The sequence below is a fragment of the Streptomyces sp. 8N114 genome, assembly GCF_052245835.1.
Lineage (GTDB): Bacteria > Actinomycetota > Actinomycetes > Streptomycetales > Streptomycetaceae > Streptomyces.
The window spans coordinates 119,850-139,984 of the sequence record NZ_JBQQBT010000019.1; the positions used below are offsets into that span (position 1 = coordinate 119,850).

A 20,135-nucleotide genomic window follows, 5' to 3' on the forward strand; every position below is an offset into this window, starting at 1 on the left:
ACTAATTGACGTCCCGTCAGCTTCTCCGTAGCGTCGTTCACCATGAGCCTCCCGGCGCACAACAGCCTTCCGGCCTACGACCTGACCGGCCGGACCGCCCTGGTGACCGGCGCCGCCAGCGGCATCGGCCGCGCGACCGCCGTGCTGCTCGCCCAGGCGGGCGCAGCCGTGCACTGCGCGGACCGGGACGAGAAGGCCCTGGCAGACACCACGGAGCTGATGAGCCAGGCGGGAGGCGACGCCTGGGCGCACCCGCTGGATGTGACCGACCGTGCGGCGCTCGGCGGCGCTGTCGCCGCCGCGGCGCGCACCACCGGCCGTCTCGACATCGCCGCCGCAATAGCCGGTGTCATGCACCGCAGCACCGTCCTGGAGACCGAGGACGCCGACCTGGACCGAGTCCTGGCCGTCAACTTCAAGGGCGTCCTGTACACCTGCCAGGAGGCCGCCCGCAGCATGATCGGAACCGGCACCCGGGGCGCCCTCGTGACCATGGCCTCCGGCGCGGTGGACACCGGCTCCCCAGGGCTGCTGTGCTACGGCGTCGCCAAGGCCGCCGTCGTCCAGCTCACCAGAACCCTCGCCACCGAGCTCGGCGGGCACGGCATCCGGGTCAACGCGGTGGCACCCGGCTGGGTGCGTACGCCCATGACGGAACGGGAGGACGCGGCCGACCGGCAGCGTACGGAAGAGGCGCTGGCCAGGATGTCGCCGCTGGGGCGGGTCGGCGAGGCCCAGGAGGTCGCCCACACGGTGCTGCATCTGGTATCGGACGCCTCATCCTTCACGACGGGGCAGATCCTGCGGCCCAACGGCGGCGTCGCGATGCCGTGGTAACCGGCCGGAGGCGCCGGCCCCTCTCTCCCGCGCCCCCTCTCGCGCACCGCCCTGCGCCACATGCACGGGCAGCACGCTCAACCCCCATCCCCCCGCGGTCACCGAGGCTTCCACCGGGCCGCCTTCCCCAACGGCCAGCCGCCATATCGCACACAGCCAGCCGACAGCACAGGCGCTGCCCAGCGCCCAGCGGCACAGCAGCAAGGGCCTCACACCCGGCACGCCGCCACCTCCCGCGACGGTGCCCGTCCAGACCGGGCGGCAACGCCACGCGCGGCAAGGACGCGAGACCGTCGACGAAGTCGAGAACACCGCCATCGTCCCGCACTCCGGGCGACCTCGCGACCACGGAACGTAGGTCACACAGTGCGACGAACAGCCCTCACGCACCCGGCCTGCAACAACGCCCCCTGCGCCGCCAAAAGTGGGGCCTCAGGAAAGTCCGGCCCTCCGAACGCACGAAGGCCCCGCCGGTCCGGCGGGGCCTGTCGTTCACGTCTCATGCGCTCGTTCCTGCTTCAAGCGCTCGTTCACGTCTCAAGCGCTCGTTCACGTCTCACGTGCCTTCCGCGGCCCGGAGGCCACGCGACCGAAGCGGTACGCGGCACGGCGCAGGCACGGCCTGGGACGATCGCACGGCGGTCAGGCCGCGACCACGTCCACGGCCTCCGTCGGCGCCTTGATCGTGACACGCTCCTCGGGCACTCCGGTGACCGAGGTGACGGACAGCGGGTTGAGCACCGGCCGCATGGGCGCGGGCACGGCGTCGCTCTGCGCGGACGCGGCCAGCTCCGCGAGCGCCAGCTCATCGCTGACCTCTCGCATCAGCTCGGACATCCGCACATCGAGCGCATCACAGATCGATGAGAGCAGTTCGGACGAGGCTTCCTTCTGGCCACGCTCGACCTCGGAGAGGTATCCGAGCGAGACCCTGGCGGACGAAGAGACTTCGCGCAGGGTACGACCCTGACGTTGGCGCTGCCGACGCAGCACGTCACCCAACAGGCGACGGAGCAGAATCATCGGTGCTCCTCCCTCTCAACGCGCGGCGTCTTCCACAGCCTGTATCGGGACGGCCAGTTGGCCCCGACTCCTTCAGGCTCCACCGTACCGCCTTGGCACGCAGGCGTGCGGGGAGCGATGTCGTGTTCACTCAGGGCTGCAAACATCCATTCCCCCCGGCCTGTTCCCTATCCTGCCCTCCAGCATTTTCGATCAGTTCCTTGTAGAGCAGCTCCAGCGCTCCTCGAACACTCTCCGTACGGATACCGGCACGCACACGTTCCCCGGCTTCCTCACCGGTTTCGCCAGCTCGATCGCCGCTCCGGCTGCGCTCGAGCTGCAGTTTCTCCACCACCGCCGCGGCCGTGGGACCGACGACGGCGACGTAGACCGTTCCGACCGGCTGCCCGTCCTGGGGCTCGGGACCGGCCACACCCGTCGTCGCGAGGCCCCAGTCGGCACCGAGCGCGGTACGTACGCCCCGCGCCATCTGGAGCGCGACCTCGGCGTCGACAGCGCCCCGCTCCTCAAGGAGTGCCCCGTCCACGTCGAGTACATCCCTCTTGAGTGCGGTCGCATATGCCGTCACGGAACCGCGGAAGGCTCGTGAGGCTCCGGGGACGGCAGTGATCTCAGCTGCGAGCAGCCCTCCGGTCAGCGACTCCGCGACGGCGAGCGTCTGGCTCCGCCCGGTGAGCAGTGCCAGCACACCGCCGGCCCGCGAATCCACGTCCGTCAGGATCGTTCACCCCCCGCGTTCCCCTCGCCTTCTGGGTCTACTTCGTTCCCCACGCTTCCGGCGTTACTGCGGTTCCCCGCAGCACTGCCGTTCCCCGCGTTGCTGCCGTTTGCCTCGTCGGCGCCGTCGGCCGCTGCGGCGCTGTTGGGACCGTCCCCTTCGCTCCTCGATGCGGAGGAAGCGGCTCCGGGGGCCTCGGCCGCCAGCCCGGCCCGGCGCAGCACGACGGCCTGCCGTACGTAGTCGAGGCCGGTGACGACCGTCAGAGCGACGGCCACCGCCATCACCCACCACCGCGCGGTCGCCAGCGGCCCGGTCATCACCAGGATGTACATGCCGACGGCGACGCCCTGAGCGAGCGTCTTCATCTTGCCGCCACGGCTGGCCGGAATCACTCCGTGTCTGATCACCCAGAACCGCAGCAGCGTGATGCCCAGCTCCCGGAAGAGGATCACGCCGGTGACCCACCAGGGCAGGTCGGAGAGGGCGGAGAGACAGATCAGCGCGGCGCCCATGATCGCCTTGTCCGCGATGGGGTCGGCGATCTTCCCGAAGTCCGTGACGAGGTTGTACCGACGGGCCAGCTCCCCGTCGAACAGGTCGGTGATCATGGCGATGATGAAGGCCGCCCAGGCGAACGAGCGCCAGGCCGGATCGTGCCCGCCGTCCGCCAGCATGAGCAGCACGAACCCCGGCACCAGCAGCAGCCGCACCATGGTCAGGATGTTCGCGATGTTCCACAGGCTCACAGGGCGTACGGTGCTCACCGCCTTCGGCTTGGGGACGGTGCCATGCCGTGCCGCGGAGGCCGGGACTCCGGTCATCTGCCCGCCTCCTCGCGGACCTGGCGAGCCCCGCCGGCAACGCCGGCGCGAGGGGCCGACGCAGCGCCCTGCCCCGCAACGGCCGCCACGAGCGGCTCCGCGACCAGGTCAACGCCCTCGGCAGCGACCACCCGCGCCTCGACCATACGGCCGACCGCCAGGTCCTGCCCCGCGTCCGCCGCCGGACCGGACGTCCCCGGCAGCTCCAGCCGCACCTGACCGTCGGTCTCCGGGGCCTGGTGCGCACCGCGCCCGAGGGGGCCCTCTTCCTCGTCCACCGCCTCGACCAATACCCGCACGGTCTCCCCCACACGATCCTCGGCGCGCTGGGCTGTCAGCTCCTCGGCGAGCCGCGAGATGTGTGCGAGCCGCTCGGCGACCTCGTCGGCGGGCACCTTCTCCGCGTATCCGGCGGCCTCGGTGCCCTCCTCGTCCGAGTACCCGAACACACCGATCGCGTCGAGGCGGGCCTCGGTCAGGAACCGCTCAAGTTCGGCCAGGTCCTGCTCGGTCTCCCCGGGGAAGCCGACGATGAAGTTCGACCGCGCACCCGCCTGGGGCGCCCGCTTGCGGATCTCCTCCAGCAGCCCGAGGAAACGGTCGGTGTCGCCGAAGCGCCGCATTGCGCGCAGCACGCCCGGCGCCGAGTGCTGGAAGGACAGGTCGAAGTACGGCGCAACCTTCTCCGTACCGGTCAGGACGTCGATCAGCCCCGGCCGCATCTCGGCGGGCTGCAGGTAGCTCACCCGTACCCGCTCGATGCCGTCGACGGCCGCCAGCTCGGGCAGCAGCGTCTCCAGCAGCCGGATGTCGCCCAGGTCCTTGCCGTAGGAGGTGTTGTTCTCCGAGACGAGCATGATCTCCCGCACGCCCTGCTCGGCCAGCCACCGGGTCTCGGTGAGCACGTCCGCGGGCCGGCGGGAGATGAAGGAGCCGCGGAAGGAGGGGATGGCGCAGAAGGTGCAGCGCCGGTCGCAGCCGGAGGCAAGCTTGACAGAGGCGACGGGGCTGCTGCCCAGCCGCCGCCGCAGTGGCGCACGCGGCCCCGAGGCAGGCGCGACCCCTTCGGGCAGGTCCGCGGGCGCGGACTCGGCCGCCTCGACCGCATCGGCCGCAGCAGCCCCGGCCGGCTCGGATGCACCGTGCCCGGGCAGCGCGACGGCGGCGCCCTGGCGCTCGGCGGGGCTCACAGGCAGCAGCTTGCGCCGGTCGCGCGGGACGTGCGGCGCGTGCACGCCGCCGCTCAGGATGGTCTGGAGCCGGTCGGAGATATCCGCGTAGTCGTCGAACCCGAGGACTCCGTCCGCCTCCGGCAGCGCGTCGGCGAGCTCCTTGCCGTACCGCTCGGCCATGCAGCCGACGGCCACCACAGCCTGGGTTCTGCCCTCGCCCTGACGGGCCGCACTCTTGAGGTCGTTCGCCTCCAGCAGCGCGTCGACGGAGTCCTTCTTGGCGGCTTCGACGAAACCACAGGTGTTGACGACGGCGACATCGGCTTCTGCGGCGTCCTCGACGAGATCCCAGCCATCCGCCGCCAGGCGGCCTGCGAGCTCCTCCGAGTCCACCTCGTTACGTGCGCAGCCGAGAGTGACAAGGGCGACGGTACGGCGATCGGGCATGGGCTCAGCCTACTTCGTCCCGTAAGCACCACCCGCCGCCAGGTTGCGACCGCGCAGCTCACCGGCCCCGGCGAGCTGCGTCACCGTGGGCCGGTCGGTCAGGGATGGCCGACAGCTGGTCAGCCGGCCTCCGGGTCGCCGCGGGTGTAGCTGAGGCGCTGCACCTGGCCGACCTCGCCCGCGTGCTTGACCTGCTTGCCGTTGACGTACAGCTTCACGCCGCCCGCGTTGCCCAGCACCAGGTCGAGCCGCTTGTCGTCGGTGAGGGTTTTGGAGCGGCCCTCCTTGAGCACTCCTTCGTGGACCAGCCGCCCGTTGTGGTCCTTGGCGGACACCCAGCTGTTGCCCTTCTCCGCGGTCATCCGCACGGTGACCTTGTCGGCGGGTGCCCCTGCGATGGCGCTCTCGGAGGGCTTGGGGTCGCTCGTCCTGGAGGGGGACGGCTTGTCGGAGGCTCCCTTGGACGGGGCCGGGGACGGTGCCTCCTCGGCGGCCTGCTTGCCGGAGTCCCCGCCGCCACCGCTGACGAGAGTGAAGCCGACGAAACCGATCACCACGACGATGGCGGCGACCATGGCAGCGGTCCAGTTGGGCCTGCGCGGCTCGGCGCGGATGCGCTCCGCCTCGAACAGCGTGGCGGGCGGGGTCGGCTCGGGACGGCCGCCGTGCTCCTCGTCGTACTGCGCGACCAGGGCGTCACCGTCGAGTCCGACAGCGCGCGCCAGAGTGCGGATATGGCCGCGCGCGTACACGTCCCCACCGCACCGGGAGTAGTCGTCCTGCTCGATCGCCTGCACGATCGGGGCTCGCACCCGCGTGGAGGTACTGATCTCTTCCACGGTCAACCGTGCGTCGATACGGGCCTGCTGGAGGGCTCGACCGACCGGAGGCCGGTCCTCTTCGGGGGAGTTGCCGATGGACACGGGGGCGCCTTTCGAGCGTGTAGCCACCTGCTGGAGGTTCAGTCTAGGGGCGAGGCAAAAGGGTGGGGCAAGCGGGCGGAGCAACTTTGTACGCCATATGTATGGCGTACGTATGACCGAGCTGCGCCGGGTGGGCGCCCGCGCGAACCGGGTGCGCCGACGCCTTAGCCGTCCCTTCCCTCAACTTGACGTACAGACCACGGAAACGGTTGCCTCGCTCGCCCTTTCGAGTGAGCGTGCCGCCCGCGCAGCGGGTGTCACCAGCGCTGCGGGGTCCGCTCAGTGCCGCGGGATCCGCTCGGTGCCGCGAGGGCTACTCGTCGCCTCTGATGGCCGCGAGCACCTCGTCCAGCTCGTCGGGCTTGACCAGTACGTCGCGCGCCTTGGAGCCCTCGCTCGGGCCCACCACACCCCGCGACTCCATCAGGTCCATCAGCCGCCCTGCCTTGGCGAAGCCCACCCGCAGCTTGCGCTGGAGCATCGAGGTGGAGCCGAACTGCGTGGAGACGACCAGCTCCGCCGCCTGGCAGAGCAGATCCATGTCGTCGCCGATCTCCTCGTCGATCTCCTTCTTCTTGCCCTCGCCAACGGTGACGTCCTCCCGGAAGACGGGCGTCATCTGCCCCTTGCAGTGCTCGACGACCGCTTGGATCTCGCGCTCGTTGACGTAGGCGCCCTGCATCCGGATCGGCTTGCTGGCGCCCATCGGCAGGAACAGCCCGTCGCCCTTGCCGATGAGCTTCTCGGCGCCGCCCTGGTCGAGGATCACGCGGCTGTCGGCCAGGGAGGAGGTGGAGAAACCGAGCCGGGAGGGGACGTTGGCCTTGATGAGACCGGTGACGACGTCGACCGAGGGCCGCTGTGTGGCCAGCACCAGATGGATGCCTGCGGCCCGCGCCAGCTGGGTGATCCGTACGATCGCGTCCTCCACGTCGCGCGGAGCCACCATCATCAGGTCCGCCAGCTCGTCCACGATCACCAGCAGATAGGGGTACGGCGTCAGCTCCCGCTCGCTGCCCTCCGGCGCCTGGACCCGTCCGGAGCGCACCGCGTCGTTGAAGTCGTCGATATGGCGGAATCCGAACGCCGCCAGGTCGTCGTAGCGCAGGTCCATCTCGCGGACGACCCACTGCAGCGCCTCGGCGGCCTTCTTCGGGTTGGTGATGATCGGCGTGATCAGGTGCGGAATGCCCTCGTAGGCGGTCAGCTCGACCCGCTTGGGGTCCACGAGCACCATCCGGACATCCTCCGGCGTGGCCCGGGCCATCACCGAAGTGATGAGGCAGTTGATGCAGGAGGACTTACCCGAGCCGGTGGACCCCGCGACCAGGATGTGCGGCATCTTCGCCAGGTTGGCCGAGACATAACCGCCCTCGACGTCCTTGCCGAGCCCGACCAGCAGCGGATGCTCCTCGCCCGCGGCCTCGGCGGAGCGCAGCACATCGCCGAGATTGACCATCTCCCGGTCGCTGTTGGGGATCTCGATGCCCACCGCGGACTTGCCGGGGATCGGGTTGATGATGCGCACATCGGGGCTGGCGACGGCGTAGGCGATGTTCTTGGCCAGCGCCGTGATCTTCTCGACCTTCACGCCCGGGCCCAACTCGACCTCGTAGCGGGTGACGGTCGGGCCGCGGGTGAAGCCGGTGACCGCGGCGTCCACCTTGAACTCGGTGAAGACGGTGGTCAGCGATCGCACCACCTGGTCGTTGGCGGCGCTGCGGGAGCGCCCCGGGCCGCCGCGCTCCAGCAGGTCCAGCGACGGCAGCGCGTAGGTGATGTCCCCGGCCAGCTGGAGCTGTTCGGCACGCGGGGGGAGGTCGGCGGGCTCCGGCGCCGCCGGCGCCCTGGTCAGGTCCGGCACGGGGGTCTGCTCGGTGACGTCGTTGCCCGCCGGGTCGGCGTACTGGGCGTGGCCGGCCTGGGCGCCGTGCCGGCCGCCGTCGCCCCGGGCACCCGGCACGGAGGGCTCCGCGTCCCCGCCCCGGCGCTTCCTGCCGCGGGACTTGGCGACCGAACTGGTCAGATCGGCCACCACCGGAGAGGGCTGGATGCCGTTGACCACGGCGCCGTCCAGCGAGGCGGCGGCAGCGGCGGCCACATCGACGGCGTCCAGCGTCCGCTCGGTCTCGCCCGCGCTCGCGCTGACCACCACGCCGTCCTCGGGCAGCGGCTCCTGCGTCCCGGCACCCCGCCTGCCCTGGCGGCCGGAGCGCCGACGGCGGTCGAGCGCTTCCTTCTCGGCGAGCGCGGGTGCGATCTGTTCCTTGCGCATGTTGTGCGCACGCCGCGCGGAAGCCGGTTGGTCCTCGTCGTCCGGCTCGGTGTCGTAGTCGTAGCCGGCCACCGGCTGGACGATGCCGAGCCGGACCCCGGCGGCCCGCAGCCGCTGCGGGATGGCGTTGACCGGGGTGGCCGTCACGACCAGCAGCCCGAAGACGGTGACGAGCGCCAGCAGCGCCACAGCCAGCATCTCGCCCATGGTGACGATCAGCGGCCGGGAGACCCCCCAGCCGATCAGACCGCCCGCGTCCCGCAGCGCGTCGTCGCCCTCGCCCCTGCCGGGTGCACCGCAGCCGATGTGGACGAGCCCCAGCACGCCGATGAGGAGTGCCGAAAGCCCGATCACGATACGGCCGTTGGCCTCGGGCTTCTCCGGATGGCGGATCAGCCGCACGGAGATGACGGCGAGCAGTATCGGCACCAGCAGGTCGAGCCTGCCGAACGCGCCGGTCACCAGCATCTCCACCAGATCACCGACCGGGCCCTGGAGGTTGGACCAGGTGCCCGCCGCGACGATCAGCGCGATCCCGAGCAGCAGCAGCGCCAGGCCGTCCTTGCGATGGGCCGGGTCCAGCGCCTTGCCGCTGCGTCCTATACCGCGGAAGAGAGCACCGACGGCGTGGGCGAGACCGAGCCAGCACGCCTTCAGCACCTTGAGGACGCCACTGGTGGGCGACGGCGCCGCCTTGGCCTTGCCGTTGCCCTTGCCGCCCTTGGCCGCGGTCTTCTTGGCGGGTGCCTTCTTGGGCGGCGTCTTCTTCGCCGGGGCCGCCTTCGCGGCTTTCGGGGCAGCCTTTTTCGCGGGTGCTTTCTTGGCAGCCTTTCCTGTTCCCGACGCGCGTGAGGCCATAGGTGTGAGGTTACCTGTGCCGGGCACCCGAGGCACGGATGCCCGGGGCACCACACATGCACCGGGCCCGATTCCGGAGCTGGAGGCAGCTCGGGCCGGACCCGGCGTCAGTTCCGGGAGGAGCTTGTGAGTTCCGGGACGAACCCGTCGGCCGCGGAAGGAAGCGGCCGTCGCCTGCGGAAGGAACCGGTCAGTTCTGGGAGGGAACCTGGGGCGAGGGGTCTCCGTCGGCGCCCGGCCCCAGCGCGTCAAGTGCGCTGCGCAGCCCGGCCAGTTTGCGCTCCAGATGTGCGGCGGTCGCGGCTGTCGCTGCGTCAGCCGAGTCGCCCAGCTGCTTGGTGAGCGCCTCGGCCTGCTCCTCGACGGCTGCCAGCCGCGCCGAGAGCTCGACCAGCAGGCCCTGAGCCTCGTCGTCGCCGTCCTCGGCAGTGCCGGAACGCCGCTCGCCGTTGCCCTCCAACTGGAGCCGCAGCAGCGACGCCTGCTCGCGCAGCTGAACGTTCTTCATGTACAGGTCGACGAAGACCGAGACCTTCGCCCGCAGCACCCAGGGGTCGAACGGCTTGGAGATGTAGTCGACCGCACCGGCCGCATAGCCGCGGAAGGTGTGGTGCGGACCGTGGTTGATGGCCGTGAGGAAGATGATCGGGATGTCGCGGGTGCGCTCGCGGCGCTTGATATGGGCCGCCGTCTCGAAACCGTCCATCCCCGGCATCTGGACATCCAGCAGAATGACCGCGAAGTCGTCGGTCAGCAGCGCTTTGAGCGCTTCCTCCCCTGACGATGCCCGTACCAGCGTCTGATCGAGCGCGGAGAGAATGGCCTCCAGCGCCAGCAGATTCTCCGGCCGGTCATCGACCAGGAGGATCTTGGCCTTCTGCACCATGGCCCGTCCTCCTCGCCCCGGCAGCCTTTCGGACGCCGCCCCTGGGAGCGGCTTCCTGTCGCCGCCGCCCGTCCTTGTGCCGGTCATGGTAGCCGCACCCTGCGGTCCGCCACACCCTGTCACCGAGATGTCACTGTGCACGTAGCAGAAACGCCCCAGGGGACCAAAAGGTTCCCGCTTTACCGTGTTTCCACACGCACTTGACCACACTGAGTCAACATGTGGCCCTCATCGACACGGTGTCATATTCACCCGCCATCCATCCACCGCCTCATGACATCCAGCAGATGATCAGTGTCCACCGGCTTGGTGACGTAGTCGGAAGCACCGGCCTCGATGCTCTTCTCCCGGTCGCCCTTCATCGCCTTGGCGGTCAGCGCGATGATCGGCAGCCCGGCGAACTGCGGCATCTTACGGATGGCCGCCGTCGTCGCGTAACCGTCCATCTCCGGCATCATGATGTCCATCAGGACCACGGCCGCGTCGTCGTGCTGTTCGAGCACCTCGATGCCCTCCCGGCCGTTCTCGGCGTAGAGCACCTGCAGTCCGTGCTGCTCCAGCACGCTGGTGAGCGCGAAGACATTGCGGATGTCGTCGTCGACGATGAGCACCTTCCGGCCGGCCAGATCGCCGGTTCCTCCCGCTGCGGGGGACGGCGCCTGGTCACTCTGGGTGGCCGCTCCCAGTCCGGGCGCCTGGGCGGTCCCGCCGGCGGTGTCGGCCGCGGCCCCTCCCTGCTGCCCATCGGGCGCGGCAGCTCGCGGCGTCGCCCCGTTGCCCCATGGCCCTGCCCCGTTGACGGCCCCGTTGACCGCCCCTGCGCCGTTCTCGGCACTCGGGGACGACGGGCGGGCCTCCGGGGGCAGTTCGGGCTGCGCCTGTCCGCTGGCGTCCCGCAGCCGCCGCCGGTCGGCCAGTGAGTGCGCCGCCTCCTCCGCGGTCTGCTCGACGGCCTCCGGGGGCGTCTCGCCGCCCTCGCCGGGTGCCGCCTGCGCCGCCTCCTCGTCGTGCTCGGCGGCCCGGGCCGCCGCCGCGGCCGTACGCGCCTCCGGGAGGGCCAGCGGGCTGCTGCCGGAGGCGAGCTGCCCGTAACCCTGCGGCGGCAGCTCCGTGGGATGCAGCGGCAGATAGAGAGTGAAGGTCGAGCCACGGCCCGGCTCGCTGACCGCGTAGATCTCGCCGCCCAGCAGCCGGGCGATCTCCCGGCTGATGGACAGCCCCAGGCCCGTGCCGCCGTACTTGCGCGAGGTGGTGCCGTCCGCCTGCTTGAACGCCTCGAAGATGACGCGCATCTTGCTCTGCGCGATACCGATACCGGTGTCCGTCACCGAGAACGCGATCAGGTCGGCGTCCGGGTCCCGCAGCGAGCCGTGCTCCAGCATCTGCTCGCGGATCGCGTCGGGCACATCCGAACGGGCCGAGCGGATCACCAGCTCGACGGCGCCGCTGTCGGTGAACTTGACAGCGTTCGACAGCAGGTTGCGCAGCACCTGCAGCAGCCGCTGCTCGTCGGTGTGCAGCGTGGCCGGCAGTTCCGGCGAGACACTCACCGAGAAATCCAGCCCCTTCTCCACCGTCAGCGGCCGGAAAGTGGCCTCCACATAGTCGACCAGTTGCACCAGTGCGATCCGCGTCGGGCTGACGTCCATCTTGCCCGCCTCGACCTTCGACAGATCGAGGATGTCGTTGATCAGCTGCAACAGGTCGGAGCCCGCTCCGTGGATCGTCTCGGCGAACTCGACCTGTTTGGGCGACAGGTTGTTCTCCGCGTTGTCCGCCAGCAGCTTGGCCAGGATCAGCAGCGAGTTGAGCGGCGTACGCAACTCGTGCGACATGTTGGCCAGGAACTCGGACTTGTAACGCATCGAGACGGACAGCTGCTCGGCACGCTCCTCCAGCACCTGCCGCGCTTCCTCGATCTCCCGGTTCTTGATCTCGATGTCGCTGTTGGTCTGGGCGAGCTGTTCGGCCTTCTCCTCCAGCGCCGCGTTGGACTCCTGGAGTGCCTTCTGCCGGCTCTCCAGCTCCCCCGAGCGCTCCTTCAGCTGCGCCGTCAGCTCCTGCGACTGCTCCAGCAGCCGTTCCGTACGCATATTGACGCTGATGGTGTTGACGCTCGTCGCGATCATCTCGGCGATCTGGTTGAGGAAGTCCCGCTGGATCTGCCCGAACGGCTGGAAGGATGCCAGCTCGATCACGCCGAGCACCGTGCCCTCGAAGATGACGGGGAGCACCACCAGATGCGCGGGCGGCGCCTCACCCAGCCCCGAGGCGATCTTCAGATAGCCGGGCGGCACATTGCCCATCTCGATGGTGCGCTTCTCCTTCGCGGCCGTCCCGACCAGGGACTCGCCGGGCAGGAAGGAGGTGGGCATGCTGTCGGTGCAGTAGCCGTAACTGCCCAGCATCCGCAGCTCGTACGAGCCGTCCTCGCCGGGCCCCGCGCCGACGCCCACCGCACCCTCGGGGGTGCCCTCCGGCAGCGAGATGAAGAACGCGCCATGCTGTGCGGAGACCACCGGCGTCAGCTCACTCATGATGAGCCCGGCCACGTCCCGCAGGTCGCGGCGGCCCTGCATCAGTCCGGAGATCCGCGCCAGGTTGCCCTTGAGCCAGTCCTGCTCCTGGTTGGCCTGGGTGGTGTCGCGCAGGTTCGCGATCATCGTGTTGATGTAGCCCTGAAGCTCCAGGATCTCCCCGGCCGCCTCCACGTCGATGTGGACGTTGTGGTCGCCGCGGGTCACCGCGGTGGCGACCTCGGCGATCGCCCGCACCTGACGGGTGAGGTTGCCCGCCATCTCGTTGACGGAGTCGGTCAGGTCCTTCCACGTACCGGCGACGCCCGGCACGCGCGCCTGACCGCCCAACTGGCCCTCGGTGCCCACTTCGCGGGCCACCCGGGTCACCTGCTCGGCGAACGACGACAGCTGGTCGACCATCGTGTTGATGGTCGTCTTCAGCTGGAGGATCTCGCCGTTGGCCTCGATGTCGATCTTCTTGGTCAGATCACCCTTGGCGATTGCGGTGGTGACCATGGCGATCTGCCGCACCTGGCCGGTCAGATTGGACGCCATGGAGTTCACGGACTCCGTCAGGTCCTTCCACGTACCCGCGACGCCCTGCACGCGCGCCTGACCGCCCAGCACGCCGTCGGTGCCCACCTCACGGGCCACCCGGGTCACCTGCTCCGCGAACGACGAGAGCGTCGTGACCATCGTGTTGACGGTGTCCGCGAGCTGCGCCACTTCGCCACTGGCCTCGACGGTGACCTTCTTGGTCAGGTCGCCGCCCGCGACCGCGGTGGCGACCTGCGAGATGTTCCGCACCTGGCTGGTCAGGTTGTTGGCCATGATGTTGACGTTGTCGGTCAGGTCCTTCCAGATACCCGACACATCACGCACCCGCGCCTGACCGCCGAGGATGCCCTCGGTGCCCACCTCACGGGCCACCCGGGTCACCTGCTCGGCGAACGACGAGAGCGTGTCCACCATGGTGTTGACGGTCGTCACCAGGGCGAGCACCTCGCCCTTGGCGTCGACGGTGATCTTCTTGGACAGATCGCCCTGTGCGACAGCCGTCGTCACCTCGGCGATGTTGCGGACCTGCGAAGTCAGGTTGTTCGCCATGAAGTTCACGGACTGGGTGAGGTCTTTCCAGGTGCCCGAGACGCCCTTGACCTCTGCCTGACCGCCCAGCATGCCCTCAGTGCCGACCTCACGGGCGACCCGCGTGACCTCCTCGGCGAACGACGACAGCTGGTCGACCATCGTGTTCAGCGTGGTCTTCAGCTCCAGGATCTCGCCCCGGGCGTCCACGTCGATCTTCTGCGAGAGATCACCGCGCGCGACCGCGGTCGCCACCTGCGAGATGTTGCGCACCTGGCTGGTCAGGTTGCCCGCCATACCGTTCACGGAATCAGTCAGATCTCGCCACACACCCGCGACGCCCGGCACCTGGGCCTGACCGCCCAGCCGGCCCTCCGTACCGACTTCCCGGGCCACTCGCGTGACCTGGTCGGCGAAGGCGGAGAGCTGGTCGACCATCGTGTTGATGGTGTTCTTCAGCTCCAGGATCTCGCCCCGGGCATCGACCTCGATCTTCTGCGACAGATCACCGCGCGCGACCGCCGTCGTCACCTGAGCGATCTGCCGCACCTGAGAAGTCAGGTTGTTGGCCATGAAGTTGACGGAGTTCGTCAGGTCCTTCCAGGTACCCGAGACGCCGTCCACCCGCGCCTGACCGCCCAGTCGGCCTTCTGTGCCCACGTCCCGGGCCATCCGGGTCACCTGCTCGGCGAAGGACGACAGCTGGTCCACCATCGTGTTGACCGTGTTCTTCAGCTGAAGCATCTCGCCGGAGACATCCACGGTGACCTTCTGCGACAGATCACCGTTCGCCACCGCCGTCGTCACCTGAGCGATGTTGCGCACCTGGCCCGTCAGGTTGCGGAAGGCGGTGTTGACCGAATCGGTCAGATCCTTCCAGGTGCCGGCCGCGCCCGGCACTGCCGCCTGGCCGCCCAGCTCACCCTCGACGCCGATCTCCCGGGCGACGCGGGTCACCTCCGCGCCGAACGCGGAGAGCTGGTCCACCATCGTGTTGACGGTGTTCTTCAACTCCTGCATCTCGCCGGAGACATCCACGGTGACCTTCTGCGACAGATCACCGTTCGCCACCGCCGTCGTCACCTGAGCGATGTCCCGCACCTGAGCGGTCAGATTCCGGAAAGCGGAGTTGACCGAATCGGTCAGATCCTTCCAGATCCCGGCAGCGCCCGGGACGACCGCCTGGCCGCCCAGCACACCGTCCGTACCGACCTCGCTGGCGGCCCGCGTGACCTCGTCCGCGAGCGTGCGCAGCGTGTCCGTCATCGCGTTGATCGTCTCGGCGAGCTGCGCCACCTCGCCCCGCGCGTTCACGGTGATCTTCTGCGACAGGTCGCCGTTCGCGACCGCCGTGGTCACCTGGGCGATCTCGCGCACCTGGGAGGTCAGATTTCCCGCCATCAGGTTGACGGAGTCCGTCAGGTCCTTCCACACGCCCGCGACGCCCTGCACCCGCGCCTGGCCGCCCAGCTCACCCTCGGTGCCGACCTCGCGGGCGACCCGGGTGACCTCGGACTGGAAGGAGGAAAGCTGGTCGACCATCGTGTTGACGGTGTTCTTCAGCTCCAGCATTTCACCGGCGACATGAACGGTCACCTTGCGTGACAGGTCGCCCTTGGCCACCGCCGTCGTCACCAGCGCGATGTCCCGCACCTGGGCCGTCAGCCGCGACGCCATGGTGTTGACGGAATCGGTCAGATCCTTCCAGGAACCGGACATTCCGCGCACCCGCGCCTGGCCGCCCAGCTTGCCCTCGGTGCCGACTTCGCTGGCGACTCTCGTCACCTCGTCCGTGAACGCCGACAGCTGGTCCACCAGCCCGTTGACCGTACGGCCGACCTTCAGGAACTCCCCGCGCAGCGGATGCCCGCCGCCCTCGGCCCCGCGCGAGCGCAGATCCATGCGCTGCTCCAGATCACCGTCGGCGACGGCCGACAGCACCCTCCCCACCTCGGAGACGGGCCACACCAGGTCGTCCACCAACGCGTTCGCCGCATCGATCGCCGACGCCCAGGAGCCCTCACAGGTACCGGTCTGCAACCGCTCTGTGAGTTTTCCCTCACGGCCCACCACCCGCCGCACCCGGGACAGCTCGCCCGTCAGATGCAGATTCTGGTCCGCGACCTCGTTGAAGACCGCGGCGATCTCGGCCATCGGGCCCTCACCGGTCACGGTGAGCCGCTTGCGGAAATTGCCGTCCCGCATCGCCGTCAGCCCAGCCAGGAGCTTGTTGACGGCGGCGGCGTCCACCTCGATCGTCCCGCTCTTCCGGGACCGTCCGCCCTTCACGCGCGTGTTGGCGCTACGCGCGGTTGTGCCAGACTCCACTGCCCCTCCTGCGGTCGACCTTCCTGCCCGGGCCCTTGTACTCCGAGCCTTCCCAGTGTTTCACCCTGCCCGAACCCGGCGATAACAGTTCGGCAGCATGGCATATCGCACTGCGTTCGCGGGCCCGGAGGGAAATCACCCGCATCCGGCAGCCACTCGCCGTGGATACGTAAGTAACCTGGCACCCGGCTGTCCGTTCACCCCCATGTCGGCGGGGTGCCCGACCGGGTCCGATTGGGTAGGGGCTTCGCAGGGGGCAGCGGTGTGAGTACGAAGGGCGACGGAGGGGCGCTGCGGTGACGCAAGAGCAGAGCGCCGAGCGCGGGGGGCTCCCGACCGGGGTCCCCCCGAGCGCCGTGGGCTCACAACAAGGCCCGAACGACGAGGCGGGGACCGTTACGGCCCTGACCGCACAGCGCACAGGAGTGCGCCTGGCCGACAGGACATCCATGGGGAGACAAGTGATCACCGCACGAGCCGCCGCCACCTTCGAGCCGGTGGGCCGGTCCGTCGCCACCGCGCGCGGCTTCGTACGCGACACCCTCCAGGGCTGGGGCCTGTCCGACATCGTCGACGACGCCGTCGTCCTGACCAGCGAGCTGGTCACCAATGCCGTGGTGCACGCCGGCACGGCTGCCGAGGTGCTGTGCCTGCGTGACGAGGACGGCGTCCGCATCGAGGTCATCGACCGCTACCCCGAGCGCGAGCTGCCCCTCCAAGAAGTCAACCCGCAGCCCGCCAGCCCCGACCGCGAAGGGGGCCGCGGGCTGCTGCTGGCCTCGGCACTGGCCACCCGCTGGGGCGTCGACTACACGGCGGCCGACAAGCGCGTCTGGTTCCGTCTCGACCTCCCCGAGCGCCCCGTCGGCACCCGTACGGCAGGCCCGGCGCTCCCGGACACCGCACTGCCGGTCACCGACACCCGCGTCCGGGTAGCCGTCATCCAGGTGGACCGCAGCGGCTCGATCAGCGCCTGGAACGAGGACGCCACGGAGCTGTTCGACTACCCGGCGGAACAGGTCGTCGGCAAACCCCTCACCGACCTCGCCGCCTGGCCCCACACCCCCGGTACCGGCACCGGCGTCGCCGAGGCGCTGCGCCTCTCCCGCTGGGAGGGCTCCTACGGCATGCGCGGCTCGGACGGCCGCACCATCCCCGTCTACGCCTCCCACCTTCGGGTACGGGACAGCGACGGCGAGCCCTCCACGGTCTGCCTGCTGGTACGGGAGCACGAGCGCGCCGTGCTCCAGTCGCCGCCCCGCGTGCACTCCCACGACAACACCGGCACCGCTGGCGACTCCCAGGAGCAGTCCGCCGCCGACCCCTTCGAGGTCTTCATCGGCTCCCCGGCCCCCGACGACCTCGACGGCCTTCTCCAGCGCACCGTCGAACGCGCCAGGGACATGCTCGACGGCGACTCCGCCTATCTGCTGCTGGCCACCGACGACGAGACCGAACTGGAGGTCCGCGCCTCCACAGGTCTCCCCTCGGCCCGCCAGCGGTTCGCCCGCGTCCCCGTCGAGACCGGCAGCGGCCGGTACGGCTCGGCCCGGATGCCTTCGGTGCACGAGGACCTCACCGTCGTACCCGGCGCCGTGCCGCTCCTGGACGGCACGGGCATGCGCTCCGTTGTCACCGTCCCGCTCAAGGTCGAGGGTCGGCTCACCGGCTCCCTCGGCGTCGCCACTGAGGCGCCCGGCCGCTACACGAACGAGGAAGCCCTGCGCCTCCAGTTCGCCGCCGACCGCATCGCACTCGCCGTGGAGCGCGCCCGCCTCACCGAACTGGAACGGCTGCGACGCGGCTCGCTCTCCTTCCTCGTCGAAGCCTCCGACCTGCTCGCCGGCACCCTCGACCGCGACCAGACGCTCGCCCTGATGGCCCAGATGACGGTCCCCACGCTTGCCACCTGGTGCGCCGTCTACACCGTCGCCGACCAGGGCTCGGACCCCAAGCTCTCGTACGTACTGCACGAGGACGAGGACCGCATCGACAACCTCAAGGCGCTGCTCGCCAAGGTCGACCCGCCCGAGCCCGTCCCCACGCCCGGAGCACGCGTCTGGACGGCGCCCACCGAGGCCGCGCACTCGGCCGCATTGCGCACCTCGCTGCGCAACGTCTCGCTGGACGGCGAGAACCACCAACTCTCCCCCGGCACAAGCCTGGCCACCGCGGCGGCCGTCGGCGGCGAGACCGTCGTACTGCCTCTGGTGGCGCGCAACCGCGTCATCGGCATGCTGACCCTGGGCAAGCCCACCGACGAGCGGTTCCGGCAGGAGATCCTGGAACTGGCCGAGGACCTCTCCCGCCGCGCCGCGCTCGCCCTGGACAACGCGCGCCTCTACTCCGAGCGCACCGCCATCAGCCAGTCCCTCCAGCGCAGCCTCCTGCCGCCCGAACTGCCCGACATCACAGGCGGGATCGAGCGTGAGGTCATCTACCGCGCCGCGGGCGAGGGCAACGAGGTCGGCGGCGACTTCTACGACCTCTTCGAGATCCGCGAAGGTGTCTACGGCTTCGCCATCGGCGACGTCTGCGGTACGGGCCCTGAAGCAGCAGCAGTCACCGGCCTCGCCCGGCACGCGCTCCGCCTGCTCGCCCGCGAGGGCCTCGGCGGACCGGCCGTACTGGAACGCCTCAACACCGCCATCCTGGACGAGGGGGCGCGCAGCCGCTTCCTCACCCTCCTCTACGGCGAGATGCGTCCCCAGGAGGACGGCAGCGCCGAGCTGAAGGTCGTCTGCGCGGGCCACCCCCTGCCGCTGCGCCTCCGCCAGGACGGCAGCGTGGAACCCGCCGCCGACCCCCAGCCCCTGCTCGGCGTCATGGAGGACCTGGAACTGTACGAGCAGACCGTCTCCCTCGACCCGGGCGACGTACTGCTGTGCGTGACGGACGGCGTGACAGAACGCCGTGAGGGCACCCGCATGCTCGGCGACGACGGCCTGGCCGACGTCCTCGGCACCTGCACGGGCCTCAACGCCGGTGCGGTGGCAGCCCGCATCATGCGCGCTGTCGAACGCTTCGCCACCGACGCCCCCTCTGACGACATGGCCATCCTGGCGATGCGGGTCCCGGAGTAGAAGCTCGGGATAACGCATACAGCGGAACACCAAACGAAGAAGGCCCCCGCCATACGGCGGGGGCCTTCAACTCGCTTGTATGGAGCCCCAAAACGGAATCGAACCGTTGACCTTCTCCTTACCATGGAGACGCTCTGCCGACTGAGCTATTGGGGCGCGGTCAGCGAAAGAGATCTTACCCGATCCACGGCACTGGATCGAACTGGCGCTGGGCCGCCCCACCACGCTCAGCTGGCGCGCTCCCGCAACAGCCCTCCGAGCCCGTTGCATGCCGACACCACGCGGTGCAGGTCCTTCTTCGTCATGGCAGCACTCAGTGGAAGCGACAAGCACTCGTCAGCAGCCCGCTCCGCTTCCGGCAGCGGCACAGTCGGCGCGTATTCCGTGTACTGCGCGAACTCCGGCAGCCGGTGAGCCGGCACCCGCACCGGAACCTCACACTCAAGGCCCCTCATCCGCAGCGCCCTCCGAAAGGCGTCGCGGTCGGGCCGCCCGTTCCCGAGCACTCGCACGACATACGCCGTGAAGGCGTGCTCATCTCCGTCTCCGGCCGTCGGCACGACGACACCCCTGAGACGGCGCCCCAGGTACGTGGCGTACTGGCGCCGCCGGACCGCGTCGATCGCGTCCGTACGAGGCAGTGGCTCCCACTCGACGACAGGTACGTCATGCTCCGCGCCCAGCCCGCGCAGGCCGTTCACATCCGCGGCGTGACCGAAGAGATGAACCGGAACGATGGCTGCGGTCCGCGAAGTCACCGCATGTGCCACAGACGCGGGATCCAGGCAATAGGTGTCGGCATCGATGTCGGCAAAGACAGGCCGCGCTCCGAGCTCTCGTACGGCCTGCGCGACGTCGGCCCCGCCGAACGACGGCACCACGACCTCGTCACCTGCACCGACGCCCGCTGCGGTCAACTGTGTTGTCCCCATGGTCGGATCATGTCCACGCAATGTGAACTGCCGGTGTCCGCATACAAAAGAGTCGTGGTCCCTGGACTGACGTCCAGGGACCACGACTTGCAAAGTTAGTTCGGCGGTGTCCTACTCTCCCACACGCTCCCGCATGCAGTACCATCGGCGCTGTAAGGCTTAGCTTCCGGGTTCGGAATGTAACCGGGCGTTTCCCTCACGCTATGACCACCGAAACACGGCGA

11 protein-coding genes, 1 tRNA gene and 1 rRNA gene are annotated in these 20,135 nt (G+C 69.6%); 2 read left to right on the forward strand and 11 right to left on the reverse strand.

Annotation, left to right across the window (positions count from 1 at the left end; genetic code table 11):
• Window positions 1-42 precede the first annotated feature (42 nt).
• Complete coding sequence (locus tag ACTWQF_RS28695; RefSeq protein WP_443282606.1) at window positions 43-837, forward strand: SDR family NAD(P)-dependent oxidoreductase; 795 nt, start codon at window positions 43-45, stop codon at window positions 835-837.
• 642 nt (window positions 838-1,479) lie between these two features.
• On the opposite strand, the gene ACTWQF_RS28700 is transcribed toward ACTWQF_RS28695, so the two are convergent.
• From ACTWQF_RS28700 to ACTWQF_RS28735, 8 genes are all read right to left on the reverse strand, one after another.
• Window positions 1,480-1,860 carry a helix-turn-helix domain-containing protein gene (locus ACTWQF_RS28700; RefSeq protein ID WP_443245279.1) on the reverse strand — a complete coding sequence of 127 codons (381 nt, stop codon included), beginning with the start codon at window positions 1,858-1,860 and terminating at the stop codon, window positions 1,480-1,482.
• 130 nt (window positions 1,861-1,990) lie between these two features.
• Window positions 1,991-2,578, reverse strand: a complete 588-nt coding sequence (locus tag ACTWQF_RS28705) for a CinA family protein (protein WP_443282623.1) — start codon at window positions 2,576-2,578, stop codon at window positions 1,991-1,993.
• On the reverse strand, window positions 2,575-3,402 hold the full coding sequence (pgsA, locus tag ACTWQF_RS28710) for a CDP-diacylglycerol--glycerol-3-phosphate 3-phosphatidyltransferase (RefSeq protein WP_443282607.1): 828 nt from the start codon (window positions 3,400-3,402) through the stop codon (window positions 2,575-2,577). Before pgsA ends, ACTWQF_RS28705 begins: the two co-directional genes overlap by 4 nt.
• Window positions 3,399-5,021: a 30S ribosomal protein S12 methylthiotransferase RimO gene (gene rimO / locus ACTWQF_RS28715; RefSeq protein WP_443282608.1), complete on the reverse strand. Its 1,623-nt coding sequence runs from the start codon at window positions 5,019-5,021 to the stop codon at window positions 3,399-3,401. The genes pgsA and rimO overlap by 4 nt, the downstream gene beginning before the upstream one ends.
• Before the next feature lie 119 nt (window positions 5,022-5,140).
• On the reverse strand, window positions 5,141-5,944 hold the full coding sequence (locus ACTWQF_RS28720) for a helix-turn-helix domain-containing protein (RefSeq protein ID WP_443282609.1): 804 nt from the start codon (window positions 5,942-5,944) through the stop codon (window positions 5,141-5,143).
• A 313-nt stretch (window positions 5,945-6,257) separates the two neighbouring features.
• On the reverse strand, window positions 6,258-9,077 hold the full coding sequence (locus ACTWQF_RS28725; RefSeq protein ID WP_443282610.1) for a DNA translocase FtsK: 2,820 nt from the start codon (window positions 9,075-9,077) through the stop codon (window positions 6,258-6,260).
• A 190-nt stretch (window positions 9,078-9,267) separates the two neighbouring features.
• Complete coding sequence (locus tag ACTWQF_RS28730; protein WP_443282611.1) at window positions 9,268-9,963, reverse strand: response regulator; 696 nt, start codon at window positions 9,961-9,963, stop codon at window positions 9,268-9,270.
• 248 nt (window positions 9,964-10,211) lie between these two features.
• On the reverse strand, window positions 10,212-15,896 hold the full coding sequence (locus tag ACTWQF_RS28735; RefSeq protein WP_443282612.1) for a HAMP domain-containing protein: 5,685 nt from the start codon (window positions 15,894-15,896) through the stop codon (window positions 10,212-10,214).
• A gap of 461 nt (window positions 15,897-16,357) precedes the next feature.
• On the opposite strand from ACTWQF_RS28735, the gene ACTWQF_RS28740 reads away from it, so the two are divergent.
• Window positions 16,358-18,979, forward strand: a complete 2,622-nt coding sequence (locus ACTWQF_RS28740) for a SpoIIE family protein phosphatase (RefSeq protein WP_443282613.1) — start codon at window positions 16,358-16,360, stop codon at window positions 18,977-18,979.
• Window positions 18,980-19,059: 80 nt separating this feature from the next.
• On the opposite strand, the gene ACTWQF_RS28745 is transcribed toward ACTWQF_RS28740, so the two are convergent.
• The 3 genes from ACTWQF_RS28745 to rrf all read right to left on the reverse strand — a co-directional run bounded on the left by ACTWQF_RS28745 (window position 19,060) and on the right by rrf (window position 20,126).
• Window positions 19,060-19,135: transfer RNA gene (locus ACTWQF_RS28745), tRNA-Thr, on the reverse strand.
• 71 nt (window positions 19,136-19,206) lie between these two features.
• Window positions 19,207-19,911: a DegT/DnrJ/EryC1/StrS family aminotransferase gene (locus ACTWQF_RS28750; RefSeq protein ID WP_443282614.1), complete on the reverse strand. Its 705-nt coding sequence runs from the start codon at window positions 19,909-19,911 to the stop codon at window positions 19,207-19,209.
• A 98-nt stretch (window positions 19,912-20,009) separates the two neighbouring features.
• Window positions 20,010-20,126, reverse strand: a 5S ribosomal RNA gene (rrf, locus tag ACTWQF_RS28755).
• Between the last annotated feature and the right edge of the window lie 9 nt (window positions 20,127-20,135).

Excerpts from the sequence above, each read along its gene's own strand:
- ACTWQF_RS28695 (WP_443282606.1), top strand. The coding sequence starts at position 43 with ATGAGCCTCCCGGCGCACAACAGCCTTCCGGCCTACGACCTGACCGGC.
- ACTWQF_RS28700 (WP_443245279.1), bottom strand. The coding sequence starts at position 1,860 with ATGATTCTGCTCCGTCGCCTGTTGGGTGACGTGCTGCGTCGGCAGCGC.
- pgsA (WP_443282607.1), bottom strand. The coding sequence starts at position 3,402 with ATGACCGGAGTCCCGGCCTCCGCGGCACGGCATGGCACCGTCCCCAAG.
- rimO (WP_443282608.1), bottom strand. The coding sequence starts at position 5,021 with ATGCCCGATCGCCGTACCGTCGCCCTTGTCACTCTCGGCTGCGCACGT.
- ACTWQF_RS28725 (WP_443282610.1), bottom strand. The coding sequence starts at position 9,077 with ATGGCCTCACGCGCGTCGGGAACAGGAAAGGCTGCCAAGAAAGCACCC.
- ACTWQF_RS28730 (WP_443282611.1), bottom strand. The coding sequence starts at position 9,963 with ATGGTGCAGAAGGCCAAGATCCTCCTGGTCGATGACCGGCCGGAGAAT.
- ACTWQF_RS28750 (WP_443282614.1), bottom strand. The coding sequence starts at position 19,911 with ATGGGGACAACACAGTTGACCGCAGCGGGCGTCGGTGCAGGTGACGAG.